8 protein-coding genes are annotated in these 15,627 nt (G+C 48.7%); 2 read left to right on the top strand and 6 right to left on the bottom strand.

Annotated features, from left to right (window positions below):
• The 6 genes from OXH16_09110 to OXH16_09085 all read right to left on the bottom strand — a co-directional run.
• Positions 1 to 3,545 (bottom strand): hypothetical protein (locus tag OXH16_09110; protein MCY3681546.1); only part of this gene is annotated, 3,545 nt, incomplete at its 3' end.
• Between the two features lie 37 nt (positions 3,546 to 3,582).
• Positions 3,583 to 5,019: a sulfatase-like hydrolase/transferase gene (locus OXH16_09105; GenBank protein ID MCY3681545.1), complete on the bottom strand. Its 1,437-nt coding sequence runs from the start codon at positions 5,017 to 5,019 to the stop codon at positions 3,583 to 3,585.
• A 471-nt stretch (positions 5,020 to 5,490) separates the two neighbouring features.
• Positions 5,491 to 10,023 carry a hypothetical protein gene (locus tag OXH16_09100; GenBank protein ID MCY3681544.1) on the bottom strand — a complete coding sequence of 1,511 codons (4,533 nt, stop codon included), beginning with the start codon at positions 10,021 to 10,023 and terminating at the stop codon, positions 5,491 to 5,493.
• A gap of 471 nt (positions 10,024 to 10,494) precedes the next feature.
• On the bottom strand, positions 10,495 to 11,391 hold the full coding sequence (locus OXH16_09095; protein ID MCY3681543.1) for an aldolase/citrate lyase family protein: 897 nt from the start codon (positions 11,389 to 11,391) through the stop codon (positions 10,495 to 10,497).
• A 22-nt stretch (positions 11,392 to 11,413) separates the two neighbouring features.
• Positions 11,414 to 13,384, bottom strand: a complete 1,971-nt coding sequence (locus OXH16_09090; GenBank protein MCY3681542.1) for a hypothetical protein — start codon at positions 13,382 to 13,384, stop codon at positions 11,414 to 11,416.
• Between the two features lie 5 nt (positions 13,385 to 13,389).
• Positions 13,390 to 14,460: an undecaprenyldiphospho-muramoylpentapeptide beta-N-acetylglucosaminyltransferase gene (locus OXH16_09085; protein ID MCY3681541.1), complete on the bottom strand. Its 1,071-nt coding sequence runs from the start codon at positions 14,458 to 14,460 to the stop codon at positions 13,390 to 13,392.
• A gap of 203 nt (positions 14,461 to 14,663) precedes the next feature.
• Here OXH16_09085 and OXH16_09080 point away from each other — a divergent pair, with 203 nt between their 5' ends.
• Together OXH16_09080 and OXH16_09075 are read left to right on the top strand one after the other, a co-directional pair.
• Entirely contained in the window at positions 14,664 to 14,951 is a 288-nt protein-coding gene (locus tag OXH16_09080) for a DUF433 domain-containing protein (GenBank protein ID MCY3681540.1), read from the top strand.
• Complete coding sequence (locus OXH16_09075; protein ID MCY3681539.1) at positions 14,948 to 15,307, top strand: DUF5615 family PIN-like protein; 360 nt, start codon at positions 14,948 to 14,950, stop codon at positions 15,305 to 15,307. The genes OXH16_09080 and OXH16_09075 overlap by 4 nt, the downstream gene beginning before the upstream one ends.
• The last annotated feature ends 320 nt before the right edge of the window (positions 15,308 to 15,627 follow it).

The following is a 15,627-nucleotide window of genomic DNA, read 5'->3' as shown; positions in this document are numbered from 1 at the left end:
GGTGGCGGGCTGCGGAGGTGGTCCGCGCGGCGATAGTGCGTGGATGACATACGGGCAGCGGGCTGTCTGTACTCGATGATGCCATACGCGGCTGCTTGGGTTAGTATTGCTGAACCGTACACCCCCTCATCAGTCTGGTCGCTCTCCGAAGTCTGCCAGCCACTATGGACTACGTTAGCAAGAAGGTTGACATCGTCAAGCTGGAAAATGATACCCAAAACCTGCTCGCGAACCCGTTTAGATTGCGCTTTCAACAAACAAGCAATATGTTCACGAGACTTCGTAGAGATTGGTGTTGCCGTCTCTTTTGCAAATCTCAGAAGCACGTATTGTGCATGTTCATCCTCTTTTTGGCAGGCCAATTCCAAAAGATTGTCGAATACAGTCTCTTCTATAGGTTTTGCGACACCCATAAGCTTGTCCATAAGTCTGTAAAAGATACCACCTTCTTGAGTGGCGAATAACAGAGAATCTATCTGTTCTGAGCTACTTAGAAACGGAAATGCGAGGAAGAGACGATCCTCAGAGATAAGCCATCTGTCTCGCTCAGAAAGACCTCTTTCGTCTGTGTATTCGCTTTCTTGCAAATTCGCGAACGCAAGTCCTTGTCCTCTACTCAGAAGTGCATTATGTTCCCGCAATCCCAATAATCCTAATAGCAGAAGCGATCCCTTTCGCTGCATAACATCTCGTGTGAATTCCCTTTGCTTAGCAATAGCGACTTGGGATTCAAAACGAGCCATCCCCGACCGCGCCTTGGTAAGAAAGAGACCTGCCGAGGTCTGACTCCTACTTACCCAAATCTGCGAAACGTCAATGTCTTTATAGTTCTGTGCCGTTTGCTTCACATTATCGGGCTTTTCTGATTTCGGATCACAAGGGTCAGTAGCGCAATAATTCTCCACACGTCGCCAACCAGGAAAATGAGGACGATCCTTGGTAAGTTCGTCCACCAATATCTTTGCATATTTGGCATCTTCAGGGTTACCTGTCGCCCGCAGGACATTGACAAGTGCCCACTTGCCCGTGTCCGAAATCTCATTTTGTCGCAAGACCTCGACTTCTTTTAACAGTGCGCTACGGGCATCGGACCAGTCGACTTGATTGAACCGAACAAGGTGTCTGAATTCGTGGTTTGGGGGCATGAGGTCGGTATTGAGTGTATTGGCGAAACTCCATTGCACGAGAGCTTGTGCAGCAGGCTCAATCGGTCTGCCTGCGAGAAGAATAAATGCAAAACGTGAAAGCGTGTTCAGTTCGCTATCCATTTCTGTTAATTTAGATAGAATCTTTTTTTCGGCTTCCGATAATGCCTCTATATTTTTTTGGGTTCTCTGCTGCTTCTCCTTTTTTAATTCCCCTTCCCACTTTTCTCCCCACGCCTGTAGATTCTCGCGTACCTTAGATCCAAGGCTTTTCTGTCTCTTTTTTTCTTTTTTTCTTTTTTTCTTTTTTAAAGTTTCAGAGATATCTTGAGTTGCGTCTCCCTCTGCCAGCGGTGTGTAATAGGAAAGCCAAGTCTTGACATCTTCGAATATCGTGTTCCATGCATTGCTGTCTGCTCGAGCCTTAATCAGTGCAGATTGAATCCAATCAAAGTTGATTTGGTAGCCACTAGATAGACAAAGATCGCGTGCAGCTTTCATGAACGGGGCGGGGCGAATTCTCGCAAGATGAGCAAATGAGGCGAATTCGGTCTCATCCGCCGGGTTCTGTAGATTGGCAAACGTCTGGATAAGAGCGGTGGCAAAATCATCGGGATATTCGTTGTCGATGCAAGTCACCGTGAGAGCCGCAAAAATGACGCTCGCAGTCATGTCCAAGGCCGCGATGGGGTCAATAACTTTCTCCAGTGCATCATTGAGATCATGGTTCTCACATAAAGCGACTTGGAGACGATCAATCACGGCAAATCCGAGAGCCAGTGTCAAGCCGTCTTCTTTCAGCGTATATCGGTTGCCTTTGAGGGAATGGTAAAAGCGACCATCTGTAACTGCATTGAGCTTTTTGAGATTCTGGTCAAAGACTACGAGACCACGCTCTTGGTTTGTATCTATTCGTTTAATTACTTTTTCCGCATGTGTCCGAAGCTCTTGGACGAATTCGTCGACAGGTTGCAGTACCGGTGCATACCGGTCGCTCGCACAAATGTGCTCAAAGAGAAGACGACTAACATTGAGTTCTTCCAGACAAGCGATATCGGCACTCTCTAAAAGGTCGAGCGCGATTCCCAGAAGGCGGGGATTGAGAAGTGAAGCGGCGACATTCGGCTGAAGATTTGCGGTTACTATCCCGCAGGCCGCAAGAATCCTGTCACGTTCACACTCAGTCCATTCTGGAATTTCCCACTCTTTGGAAGCGACAGTGAGACGTCTTTGGACGCGGCTCCGATAGTATGGTGTTCGTGCAGTCACGATCAGTTGACCGCTTATCTGGTGCAATTTAGCACTGAATTTTTCGAGAATTAGAGCCCAATCTTTTTCTGGCCGTTGGTTTAAACCATCAATGAGAACTACCAAGCGGACTTCTTCTGGCACCGAGGGAAGCTGCCATTGACGAAACACCCTAAGCCATTTCTTCTTGGTGGAACTTAGTTCTTGGCCGCCTGTCTGTTTGATCAATGCCGAAATCAGCAATTCCTGCACATCATTTTCTTCAGCAGTGTCGGCAAATGCGTTCGGGTTCAAGACGACCATCAGCGGTTTCTCTTCAACCAAAAGCCAGCTTTGCGCAACAAGCCATGATTTGCCGTTTCCTTCGTCGCCGAGGACACAGAGGATTTTTCCATTCGGTTCGCCAGTTAGAAATAGGCTCAGTTCGGCGACAAGGTTGTCACGGAGAAGAACCGCTTTGTTTGTCCCATCCCGAGGTGCGAGGGATTGACCAAACCGCTGTCTCGCCAACTGTTTGTTGGAAAAAGTCTCAGTCAACCATTTGGTATTGGCCTTACGCGCGGTGGACATTCCAAGTATTGATTCTTGAAGTTGTGTACGTATTCCCTCCTCACGACTCTCAAATGCCGAGTCGTTTTCAATGGCAGCGAATGCGGCAATACACTTTTCAACCGAGGCCGGTTTATTGATGCGACTACTGAGAAACTTCTCAACTTTTCCGTGAGCCATCGTCAGTGCAACGGCCAAAGGTGACAGATCGTCCTCAGACCAGTCAAAAATTAGGATAGATATTCCCAAATTCTCACCAGATTTGCGTACTCTATCTACAAGTTGACTGTTAATCGGCGAAGTAGCGCAGAGTACCCAAAGGTCAACGTCGTCTCTTGCTGAGAGGTCACCCATTTTTGACATCACAGCATCCGGCTTTACCGGCCCGACATAGCATTTGCACTCGAAGGCGATGCCTTCGTCTGATTTACCATCAACTCCGAATTGTAAGGTGCTACCAGCCAGTCTAAAATGGACTCCGGTAATTTCACTCAATGTAATTCTAATCAGACCCTCAAAGCCATCAGGACCAGAGTCTGGTAGACTGGTCAGCACCTTCTTCAAACTGCTAATGTGGTCCGAAATATCCATTGTTGTTCCCATATCAATATCTCTGCCTGTTCACTCATCTGTACAGACCTCAACCCGCGCGATGGTCCAAAACGACCGCTTTAAGCTGATCCACAATCTCCCTATAAGCGGGATCTTCCACACAATTATTCAACTCGCCCGGATCTCTTGTTAGATCGTACAACTCACAGGGCGTCCCCGTTGGAACATGCAGCGTAAAGCGATAGGCTTCATTCCGCACCCCGGTCCAATCCTCAATCGTCGAAAACACATACTCATACCCGCCAGAACCGCGTTCCAACAACGGCAACAGTGATTGCCCGCGGGCACCCTCCGGCGGTGTCACCTGCCCAATCTCTGCAATTGTCGAAACCACATCGATCAACTGCGTGAGATCATCGCAAACCCCTCTGCTCTTGCGATCTGGCGGACTGACAATCAGCGGAACCTGAACCGAGCCCTCGTAAAAACAGTGCTTTGCCCATAAATGGTGTTCGCCGAGCATCTCGCCGTGGTCCGCACTGTAAATAATCCACGTATTGTCCAGTTCCCCCAACGCATCCAGCGTATCAATCACCTCGCCAATCTTCTGATCGACCAGAGAAACAGCGCCCAGATAATGCCTGATGCCCTCGCGCACAAAATCATCCGTCATCGTCTGGACCTGTGAATGCGCTTTGAGCCGTTTGACCTTTCCTGCCCAAACCTCATTCGTGGCGCTCGGCATCGTCATATCCGGCAATTCAATATCCACATCCGCATAATAATCCGCCCAAATCGGGTCATCCATCAGCGGAACATGCGGCTGCACAAAACCCAGATGGAGATAAAACGGCTTCTCAGAATCGCGCGATTGCAGCCAATCCATCGCGTGATCGGCAATAAAACTGGACAACTCGCATTCTTGGGGCAACACACTCGTCTCGCCCCGCCAGTGCGTGGGCGTGAGCCTGTAAATCCCTTTGATCTGTTCCTGATGCGCCTCCAGAAGACCCCGCGCCTCGAGAAAATCCATATACGGACTTTTCACATGGCTCTGAACGTGTCCGTACCGGTCGTACTCCTCCATCACATAATCCCACCCAAAGCCCTTCACAAAATCCCCAAACTGCCGCGTATCAAAAATCTCCCCGCGTTCTCCCGCCTCCTGAGAACCGGGCCGGCCGTGATAGTGCGTCTTGCCAATCGACGCCGTCTCATACCCTCCGCCCTGCAACTGCTTCATAATCGTCGGCCATGCGGGCTTAAAAGGACTATCATCAACCGTATCCCCGCGATCAGCCGTAACATTAGACGTAAACCCCAGTTCATGCGTATATCGCCCCGTAATCATCGTAGCCCTGCACGGCATACAAACCGGACACTGCGTCCACGTCCGCTCAAAACGCATACCCCAATCTGCCAGCCGATCCAGATTCGGCGTCTGAACCAGCGGATGTCCGGCACACCCGAGCACATCGTGGCGGTGTTGATCGCTAAAAATGAACAGAATATTTGGTTGTTTCATAAACTCTCCTTAGAACCCTTTGAAACTACCGATAAACAGGTATAAATTGCGTGGCCGGGCACTCCTACGGAGATAATTCTAACACCCCAACCCATTAGAAACTGAATATTTTTTATTCTTAATCAGGGTGTGCATAATTATAAGGTGGTACAACGATGTATAAAGTCTTTTTACTATTTTCCTTTTTATGCCTTCGGCGACCTACTTTTTGTCACCAGCGACAAAAAGTAGGCAAAAAATGCCGCTCTCAAACGCCGAGGGGCTAGCACAGCGCAAATCGCTTCTGTGATAATACACCATACAATGGCCTACACAGTTGGAATAGCATAAAGATGTCCTCTGCGAGACGGACTCACACGCTGTGCGGAATGGTTTTAGCCAATCTGGGCTAATCTATTGTATCCTTTTTGTTTTATGCACCCCCTTCACTTAAGGTAGTCCAAAAAAACAGATTCTGTCGTGTACAAGTCATTAGTCTTCTTTCCTCTTTCGCTCCCTAAGTACCTCTTTAGCGTGGTACACAAAAGCATCAGGAACACCTTCCTTAAAAATCCGTCCAAGCCATAGCGGATCAGCGCTATCAGTAAGCAGATAGGGATCAGCGACTTCCAGTATCGCGACAAGTATTGCCCATTGATGTGCTGGCTTAGCGTATGAAAATTCTTCAAGAAGTGTATAGACCATTTGCTCCCGACGCTGACGTTCTAGCGCATCTAACGCAACGCGGCGGACATTTAACAATCTATCATGTTCATGTTCGGCGAGACGGCCCAACGCTTCAGTGATCTCAGGAATGAGTAACCATCCCGCCACCTCGGCTACGGATTCTCGTCCGCTACTCAATGCAATAGACATTCGCTCGACGATAGATGGAGCAACAATTGTTGGGTCAAGCCGGCGTAATGCCCGTCCCACCGCAGGAATCAAGGACTTCCTTTCGATTGTAATTACAGTGTCAAGGAGCTTCTCCACTGCCGTCTCAGGCGCAATGCGTACAAGGAGAAGGCATAAATCCCGTTCGATATTTGGATGAACTTTAAGCCCGTATTCAATTGCTTCTATAGCGCGAGCAACATCGAATTTTGCCAGACCCTGAATAGCTCTAAGCGGCTCCACAGTCACGTGCGCACGTTCAGCGAAAGCCACTTCAAGGATTTGCTTCCGTAGGTCGGAGTTGTCCGATTCGGCGGCGATGTCGTAAAGTGGATGAAGCGTGAATCTGCTATTCAGACACCGATGCACAGCAGCATCAACAGCAAATTCCCGGGTTTCGGCATAGTGGTAAAGGGTGCGAATTACTCTGCCAATATAATCCGGGTTACTTGGACTTTGTATCCAGTTCTTTAGAAAATCCAGCCCATTTTTTAGGCCGATCAAGGCATTCAGGCCCCAATCGGCATTCTCTTTCGTCTGAGCCAATTGCTCAGCCAGCCGCGCAAAGTCATCCGATTGATCACCAAGTTCTCGGAGAGCTATACAAGCATATTTTGCGATTTGGCTCTCTGGGTCTGTCCGCTCAAGAACTTTACGCACGGTTGGGATAAAATCAGTATCGGCACTTAGCCAAGCAATCACCAGAGAGGGTAGTAACAAATCTTCGGATAGTGCCGTATCTTGCAGTATCCGTAGTGCGGAATCGGTCAGATCTTTTGGCATTGGGTCACAGTGTGCTCGAAGGTTGGCCAAATGAATTGGCAGCATATCCACTACGTCAGTCTGCGTTAGTGTCTCTGTTAGTATTTCAACCAGAACCAGATCAGCTCCTAATACTGCAAGGGCAGTCAGGGTTTGGTAAAATTCCTGGGAGAATTCAGGTTTAGGCTTTCCATTAGCGTCACGGGGAATGGGACGTTGTGCGATAGCGGCAAGCTGTTCTATAGTACTATCGTCGAGACGGATGAAGGCCCATTTCAACCCGCCGTGTCGTACCCAGAAATGCTCGGATGCCAACTCACGGTTGATTAGAGTGGTAATGCCTTGGCCTTCTATGAGGATCAGGATACGGCGAGCATTTTCCAAGATATGATCGAAGTAACCATCGTTCGTATGCAGTCGGCTAAATGCAACTTCGACAATCAGTCGTTCCAATTCGCCGCCCGCCTCATTTTGTAATATTTTTAAGAGTTTCGGACAGGAAATACGACTGAGAAATTCCAGCGGATGATAGAGTATAGGGGGATCTTCTGTGAAGGCTTCCCTGATATCAAGCAGGTCTGTCTCAAGAGTACGAAGTACGAATCGCAGCATGGCCTCATCCAGTTCATTCGGTCGTTCCCAAAAAATGTTGGTAATTAGCCGGTATCCCTTCTTCGGATCAGATTGGGCGATCTCAAAAATTCTCTGACGTGTCTGTTCAGGATGAACTCGTAAAAGATGCGGAAGCCACTCATTGCGTATTAAATACAGGTCACTTTCCCCAACCTCAATGATTCGGTCAATAGCCTCCTGCGGAGCAAGAATTGTCAACGCTCTAAAAGCTGCCCAGCTTGCAAAATCTTCCGAACACGACAGGTGTTCAATTACAAAGGCAATCTTCTCACTATCTCCAAAACGTGCGATACAATTGATGAGGCTTCGCGGATTATTTGGCAAAAGCTTACTCATCAATACATCGGACGTATCTTGCCAGATTTCGGGGGCATTGGAATGCTCAAGCCCACTTAGCAGATATCCAAGTTCAACAATCCTTTCCCCATTCTTATCAGCAGCGAGGATGCGGTTACGGAGCCACTTTGGACACTGCTTAATCCCAGCTTGCAAGGCTGCAAAGCTGGTCTGGTAATCTGCTATATTGTAGCCATCTGTGTTGTTATCCCGTGCATCTGCGCATTGTTGGTGCAGTTCCCATAAACGATCGAGATGACGAGGGTCAGGCGCGGCTTCAAGCACGGCCATCGCCACGAACCGCTGAGTTGGGTTCGGCTCGTTCAGTAATGCAGTAACCTCCTCCAACTCGATTTCTTCTTGCTGGGCGAGATTAACAAGGGCTTTGCGAATCAAACTGACTTTGTAGTCGGAATCCGAGTCGGAGGTAATCCTATTAAGTAACTCAAGAAGAATAGGAACAGACCGCTGCCCAAGTGTCGGCAGGCGATGGATGTAACCTTCCGAGATGTGGTTATCCATTTTTGTCACGAGTTTACCGAGTGTCTTAGAGTGTGTATCCCCGTCTGCCAATAACCAAAACGTATCCATCGGTACATAGCCGAGCCGTCGAAAGAGACGCTCCTCATGTCCGTGGCTCTCGGCAACTAATGTATCACAAAGTTCATCAATAGACAGTTCCTTACGTTGAAATTTCCGTGCAAGATATTTTGCCACTGCCCAATTGAGTAAGCGGTCATGGACAAATTCGACCTCACCAGGTTCAGGGCTACGCAGCCAGCCTGCAGCTTGAAGCCGTGCAAAATTTTCATCATCCAGTCCAACCCTTTGCCACTTTGGTCGAGGAAGTGGATAGGATTTGCCTTCATGCGTATGGGCGGCAAGAGCCGTTACAATTCCAGCGTCACCACCGTAAGGCTCGGCTGCCATCTTCTGCCAGTATTTTTCAAATATCTCATATTCGCTACATGGCGCGTCTGGGAATGACGTATAGGAAAGTTCCAAGAAGATCCCCGCGAGAATGGGTTTGCAAAGCAGCTTCTTCAGGTCTGAAGGGAGATCCGCCCATCGCTGCCCATGTCGCTTGAGTAGTTCATCAAGTTCATTATCGGAGAAGTCATCGATACGATGCACATGTATGGTTTTGCTATCAGGACGTTCAAGTGCGCGATCTACTATATTCTTCGGAACAGTTAATATCAGACGCATCCCCCATTTCATCCAATTTTGTCGGATGAGATCGCGAGCGACATGGACTTTTTGGATGCCATCAACGACAACTGTGAGCAACGGAATAGGGATATCGGGTTTAATTTTAGGTAGGAAGTTGGATATGGCGATTAGCGATTGGTCAGACGTTTCGCCAAGACCTTCTTGCCAGATATTACGCGCCGCTTGTGTCAGGATGTCTTCAGTGGTCTTGGCACCATGTACTTCTATTAATGTAGCGGTCCTCCGCATTTCCACACACTCTTTCAAGTACTTTCCAAGTTGCCATGTCTTACCCACACCGCTCTCACCGGTAATCAGCAATACCGGCTTCTCCTTCGGCCAGCATGGCACCTCTCGCACATCTTGCTCGTGCTGATACCCTATGGAACCCAAACGAGCCTGATTCAACTCAGCCATAGTTTCGGGAAGCCTATTTAGATTACGAAGCCGTTCTATAATAAGGCCAGCCTCTCGTAGTAAGCTACCAAGATCGGTAGAGTTTAGCCGTATTTCTCCCCTACTTAATCTCTCCAGCAGGAGACCAACCAAACGCTCCCGAACTTCACGCTCATCGCGAAGGTTGGTGACGTAAGGACATAGGATTCCCTCAATTTTTTCGATTAGGTCACTACTGGTTACACAGAATTTCATTTTAAAGTGGGAAAGCAAGTGGAAGACAACAGCACGTTCATTGGCATGCAATTGGGGGTCATCGCTTCGCGTTTTCTTGACTATATGGTCGAAAAATTCCCGGTCAGTTACAGTAAGCCCGTTTTTGAATTTTCTCGTTTTGTCATTATTCAGATAATCTGGCCCTTCTACTGACTTTAATGCGTCCAGGAAATCCTTAAACTCCCCTAATCTTTCGGCAGCACGTCCATCAGTCACGAAGCGATAGTGGGCATTTGCTGGCAGCGAAGGCGGCACAGCCTTGCGAAGATCACGCAGGATAGTTTCCACGTCAGTGAGTGCCCATGTCCCGTTGGCCCGCGTCTTGTACTGTTCGACGAGATATTGGTCAGGTGCCTCCATCCGTGCATCACCACCATTTCGTGGCTCCAGTACAAGACAAGCGTTCTCTACCTCTTGATCGGCTCCCTCCAACCTGACATCTGCTATCCATTCAATATGGTGAAGGATCTGATAGAGAAATCCGTTTATCGCAGCGGGACCACCAGCCTGTGTCATATATTCCTCACACTATAATCATGGCAACGGCAGACAAGAGGCAGTTTGCCCTGATAAATGTCGCCAAGCAAGTTTCTCTCAATCTCTACATATTCGCCCTTGAAACTCATTGGCCCTTTAAAAAAATTAATTAAAATTTTTTATAGCTGATGTTACGCAGTACTTCAAATAAGCCATCACAAAATTATCCATCACAAAAAGCGATTAGATAAAGCCATTCCGCACAGCGCGCTATTCCGTCAACCACTATCCTTCTTGTCTGCATCCAACTTTGAAGGCCATCACATAGCGTCCATCCACCTGAGCAGTTTGCGCTGTGCAAGCTCCCCGCAGGGGCGCCCTTTTTTTGCTTCATTTTTTTGGGCGCGCAAAAAAATGAAGTCGCCGAAGGCATAAAAAGAAAAAGGTGGAATTACAACACACTTTCGACAAGCAACGCAATATTATTCCCAGTTTTTTTGCAAGCGTATCTCACACAGGCATCTGCCTGCCCGAAATTGCACGACCAATTCTCGCCTGATCTTCTCCGCCGCCAGAGAGAATCCTGACGCCCCAATCCATCAAAAACCGGATATTCTCTTCCGCACTCTTTGAAGAATCCTTCCACGAACACAAAAAATGAATTCCATTCTCATCACACGCACCCTTCACAATACTTCGCGCCTCCTCCATAACCGGTGGATACGGTGGATCGTGTGCATCGGCAAAACCGTAGGACATACCCATATCCCCTGGCCCCCACTCCGCAAATGCCAGCCCCGGCACCTTGCATATATACTCGGCATTCGCAACGCACTCCCGATCCTCAATTTTAAGCCCCAGCATCAACTCGCCATCTGGATTCAGCGGCCATGGATCCGCTACCTGCGTGTACTCCGGACCCTTAAGACCCCAGATACCCGCAGCATATCCCTGACCGCCTGCTCCCCGCTGACCCTGCACCAAACCGCGATCCAGTCCAGCTATCTGAAACGGATACCTGCACTCCTCGACAAACGCCCTCACCGCATCGGCCTGCCGCGCATGCGTATGCAAAATACCGTGTACCCCCGAACTCAAAACATGCCTGACCTGCCATGCATTGGCGCGAACCTCCTGAACCGTGCGACAATTGGACGGCAACGTCGCAAACACCGTCGGCGTGCGGTGTCCCGAATTTGTGGGACCACCATCCACCAGCCCCTGCATAAACGCACGCAGACCAACCACGTCAAACGGACTGTGCTCGTAATCCACCATCAAAAAATCCGCCCACGTCTTTGCCTGCTGCTTCCCATTCTCATACGTAAGAGGGCCAGCACCCGTATAATAGAGATACTCGCCCTGCTCGAGAAGCTCGATACATCTGTTAATTCGTTTCTTTCCCATGATTCCCTCCTATCGGTTTTTCTCAAAAATCATGCACAACGTGACCGTGCCCATAAAAAAAGAGATGATCGATCAAAGTCGAAAAAAACACCGCAAAAGCATAGCCCACCATCAAACCAATAAAAAACGGCTGCCCCCTGCGATACATCCCAACACCCCCAAACTTCAGAATAAGCGACTTATAGATCCACACCATAAAAACCGGAAACACCAGACGACGCGCCATATACATACCCTGCAGTGCCAGACCAACAGCGGGCAAAGGCCACCAGATAAAATGGTATCGCAAAAAGGTCAACAACAATACAATCGCCATACCAGAACCGGCAAACGTGAGCCGATCCCAATCCGGCGGTTGGGGATTTCTGATCCACGTCACGGCTTTCTGATAATTATTCCGAACGCCCGCCACCCTCGTCAACCCCCCCAGATTATATCCCCCGTGCCGATAGGCAGTATAAACCGTATCGCCGATAGATACGAAAAACCCCAACACCAATGCAATCGCAATCGCACCAATCAGGCGATTGCGCCGAAACTTCAAACCACTCGTCAGCTTCAGCGCCTGTGCCAGAGGCGGACCGAGAAACCCGCGCGTCGTGGCGAACAGCGCATAAATAAATCCTTGACTCACCATAGAAGGCGCTGAAATCGCACGCGACCCCAAAATATAAATAGGCGCAAAATTCAATGCCGTATCCGAAATATTCGCATAGGGCAACCCCATCTCAGCCACTATCCGCGACAGGCCGATATAGGCTACCACAGCAAAAAACATATAAAGCACCAGCACCTTCAATTCCATACCCGCCAGATGCAACCATCCGCCCATAAAAAGAAGCCCAATCCCCAGACCAAACACCGCCGTCCGATAAGACAACACCTCCCGCGAATCATCCACCTCAGCATCACCCTTAAATGCCTTCCGAAACACCGCCTTCAAATGCCCCCGCGACATCCACAAACTCACCAGCACAATCATCACAAACGCGCCAAAACTCTGAGACCGAACCGCCTCCAATCCCCCTTGCCCAACAGAAGACCCCACGCCCAAACGGTCAAACACGGACATCTCAATACCCGTCAAAACAAAAAACACCCAAAAACTGAACAGCGCCTCCACGCGCGCAAAATACGCAAAACCAATAATATAAATACTGATCTGCACCCAGAACGTCGGCGCGCCATCCATCCAGCGCAACCAGCTGGCGGCATTTGGCGTTGTGGGCAAACGCGGTATCAAAGGATAAAAAAACGTCACAATATTCCACAAAACAGCTATAGCGCCCAGAAAACAGCCAACCTTAAACCCACGCTGCCGAACCATGTGCGCGATACCCTCTGCATCCTCTGACCCGGCAGCCATCTTAATACTCACATTCATCAGTGGATATTCCAACCGCTCATTCTCCACCCACTGCTTACGCAAAATCACCATAATACACAACGTCAACCAGCCAATTGCAAAAATCAACGCCCCCCACCAGAAAAGCGGCACCACCCAGGCACCCCACGGAATCGGCTGATGCGGCGCAAGCCCCTCGTAAAACAGCGTTGCCGCTCCATCCTCATTATGCAACACAATCCACCTGGGAATATGCTCGTGCAAAAGCTCGCGCCAGCCATTCTCAGGCGTATCCAGATAAAAAGGCGCCGCAATCACCGTAGGCAAAAAACTCGCCAGACCAAAAAATGGGAAAAACGCCCCAATCAATCCCATACCGAGCGCGACTTGCATCTCAGCCTGAGAAAGTGCCCACCTGCTCTTTGCCCGGTCAAACGCGATATTTATCAACACCAGCACCACATACACAAAAAACAGCCCCATCGGCAGATAGGACTTATTCATACGAGAAGCCAGATGCAACATGCCCCATGTGATATAGGCATCAGATAGCAGAATGACCACAATACCCACCAGAATGGACTTCAGCGTAACAGCTTCTCTTACAAATCGAGTGGGTTCAACAGATGGATGTCTTTCTTGTGCCATAGAACTCAATTCTTATTCAGACAATCGGCGAGGATTGAGAGAATTTCCGCAACAGCGTCGCGCCCATGCCAATCGGACATGGACAGACCGAGCGCGTCGCTCTGATCGCGCAGATCGCGAATCGCTTTGCAAAGCACATCCGGCGTAAGCCCCTCTTCTGAAAGCACGAGACTATAACCGGCATTTCGAAATGCCCTGGCATTATCGATCTGATCTCCGCGACTGGCTTGCAGGGAAAGGGGAATCAAAAGCGCGGGTTTCTGGAGCGAAAGAAATTCAAAAAGCGCGGTAGCACCTGCACGAGAAACAACAAAATCGGCCGCTGCAAAAAGATGCGGCAAGTCATCCGCGACATATTCAAACTGCGCGTAGCCTTCGGTCTGTTCAAGAGCCGAATCGAGATTGCCATGCCCGCACAAATGGCAAATCTGGTACTCAGCAAGCAAATCGGGGAGCGCAGCGCGAACCGCCTCATTAATCGCACGCGACCCCAGGCTCCCCCCCATAACGAGAACAACGGGTTTCCCAGACGAAAAAGCGCACAAATCCCGTCCTCTCTGGGCATCTCCATCTCCCAGCTCTGTCCGAACCGGGATACCCGTATGAACCGCCTTCTCCGCGGGCAAATATTTAGCTGTCTCAGCAAAAGCATAGCAAATGCGCTTTGCAAATGGAAGAGAAAGCTTATTGGCTAATCCCGGTGTGAGATCTGACTCGTGACACACAACGGGAATGCCCAGCAACCACGCAGCCCAGATAATGGGCGGCGTAACAAATCCCCCCTTACTAAAAATGATATCGGGTCTGATACGAACGAGAAGCAACAGCGACTTGAGAAACCCAAACTTGATGCGGGCCAGATCGGTAAAATTTTGCCAATCCAGATAGCGGCGGAGTTTGCCTGCGGGAACAGCGTAATAGGGAATGCCCTCCCGCGCGATCAGTTCTTGCTCAATACCGTCCCGCGTACCGATATAATGCACATCGTATCCAGCATCGCGCAAAGCGGGCAACAGCGCAATATTGGGCGTAACATGCCCTGCGGTACCGCCGCCAATAAGAACAATAGTAGGCAAAAAAAACTCCTGTACATGACAAAAAACAACGACAATATAGTAAAAAAAGCTAAATCATGTAAAAAGATGGTCTGTCGCCTTATTGCAAAAACTCCGATTATGGGCTATATTTGGTTTGGGAAAGAGCAATAGGTGGATATAAAAAAACTCTTTCAAGCCATATTTAACAACAAGTTGAGTATAAAAAGCAACAGGATCGCGATATGAGCACTTTGACCGATATTGAAACTTTAATTGTCCGTTCGGATGATATACGAGGAGGACGACCTCGCATTGCGGGAACGGGGGTGACAGTTCGGCGTATTGTGGGATGGTACCAAATGGGATTAACACCGGATGAAATCACGGATCGTTTGGAACATCTAACCCTAACTCAAGTGCAGGCGGCATTGGCCTATTTTCATGCCAATCAATCTGAAATAGAAGCCGATATCGCGTCTGAAGAAGCAGAAGCGCGACAATTCGAACAGACCCTGAAAGATAATTTGTGAATATTCGTTTTTATTTCGATGAAGATTCAATGGATAGGGCTTTGGTTCGGGCTTTAAGAGGTCGGGATGTGGATATTATTACGGCACTCGATGCCGACATGATTGAACAGCCAGATGAAAAACATTTAAGCTTTGCGACAGCACAACAAAGAGTATTATATAGTTCCAATATCGGTGATTTTTGTCGTCTTCATAATATCTGGCTTACTCAAAACCGATCCCATACTGGAATGGTTCTTTCTCTACAGCAACACTACTCAGTAGGAGAACGAATGCGGTGTTTATTGAAGCTCGTTAGTCAATTAACCGCAGAAGACATGAAAAATCGCGTCGAATTTCTTAGCAACTGGAGATAACAGTTTTTCATATCTAAAAATCCACACGCATCTATCCAAACTCCCAAAGCGATGACAGTATCGCTTCGGGAGTTTTTTTGCGCGATGACAAATTATGGGCTTGAGCCGTGGTCGTCAATGCCCTTCAGAACTGTCTGCTCTGATCCGTGCTTTTATGCTATCTCATTTACGTTGATTGGCTTGGGCATCTCCAGCTAAAGTCAGTTCAAACGCAATGTAACCAAATTCATTTTCCAGTTCGTGTGTTACCTCCTGTTTTATGCTTAGAAGCTGTTTTAAAACTCGTGTGATTAAGCGAGTCTGTTGAGTAAAAGGTGAAT

It is taken from the genome of Gemmatimonadota bacterium (assembly GCA_026705765.1).
Classification (GTDB): domain Bacteria; phylum Latescibacterota; class UBA2968; order UBA2968; family UBA2968; genus VXRD01.
Note: the sequence above shows the minus strand (reverse complement) of the source record. Positions and strands in the feature narration are given on the sequence as shown.